Annotated in this window: 1 protein-coding gene; it reads left to right on the top strand. The window is 68.3% G+C overall.

Annotation, left to right across the window (positions count from 1 at the left end):
• A partial coding sequence (gene flhF, locus LPZ50_RS24930) for a flagellar biosynthesis protein FlhF (RefSeq protein WP_230665507.1) occupies window positions 1-1,301 on the top strand: 1,301 nt, incomplete at both ends.

Here is a 1,301-nt window from a genome sequence, read left to right as displayed (position 1 = left end):
GTTGCCGCCCGTGGCCGCCGATGCCGGCGCGGGCCTGGAAGCGGCCATAGGCGCGCTGCGCGGCGCCCTGGAAAACCGCCTGGACGGACTGATGTGGGGGGGAACCGATGCCCCCGGGCGCGAGCCGTTGCGGGCGTCGATGTTCCGCATGCTGCTTGAAGCGGGTTTCAGCGCTCGGCTGGCGCGCGCCATGCTGGAACGCCTGCCCGGTACGCTGGACACGCAACAGGCGCGCGCATGGGTGCGCAACGAACTGGTCACGCACCTGCCGGTACTGGGGCGTGAAGACGAGTTGTGGGCGCAGGGTGGCGTATTCGCCCTGGTAGGGCCCACCGGGGTCGGCAAGACCACCACCCTGGCCAAACTGGCCGCGCGCTGCGTGGCCCGAGAAGGGCGCGACCAGGTGGCCATGCTGACCACCGATAATTTCCGTATTGGTGCGCTGGAGCAGTTGCAGATATACGGACGCCTGATGGGGGTGCCGGCGCGTTCAGTGCGCGACGTGGCCGAACTGCGCGCGATCCTGTCTGAACTGGGCGGCCGCAAGATCATTCTGATCGATACTACCGGCATCAGCCAGCGCGACCGCAATGTGGCGGCACAAGCCGCCTTGTTATGCGGCGCCGGGCGGCCGGTGCGGCGGTTGCTGGTGCTGAACGCCGCCAGCCAGGGCGACACGCTGGACGAGGTGGCGCATGCCTATCGCCACGGCGCGGCCGAAGATGTGGCGGGCTGCATCATCACCAAGCTGGACGAGGCCTCGCGCCTGGGTTCGGCGCTGGATACTGCCATCCGTCATCGCCTGCCGGTGCATTACGTTTGTGTGGGCCAGAAAGTGCCGGAAGACCTGGCGCTGGCGCGCTCGGATACCCTGGTGGACCGCGCGCTTGCCGCCCAGGAGCAGGCGCCCGCCCTGTATGCGCCCAGCGAAGCCGACATGGCGACGCGCGCGCTCGACGTGCTGCAGAAGAACCCGAACGGCTATTTCCTGATGGTCGAAGGCGGCCGGATCGACCACGCGCTGCACGACACCAATGCGAAGCGCGCGCTGCAGGACACGGTCGCGTTCGACAACGCGATCAAGGCCACGATCGACAAGGTGCGCAAGACCGATCCCGACCTGAAGAACACGCTGATCGTCGTCACGGCCGACCACGACCACACGCTGGTGCTGAACGGCTATGCGGCGCGCACCGGCAAGACGGAAGCGGGCAAGCCCGGCGTGCTGGGCGTGCTGCGCAGCTACCAGACGGGTGCGGTCGCGAAGGACGCGGACGGCGCGCCGTACACGATCATCGGCT

The sequence above is a fragment of the Bordetella petrii genome, from assembly GCF_020991325.1.
GTDB classification, from domain to species: Bacteria; Pseudomonadota; Gammaproteobacteria; order Burkholderiales; family Burkholderiaceae_B; genus Bordetella_A; species Bordetella_A petrii_E.
This window is presented reverse-complemented; position numbering and strand designations above follow the sequence as displayed.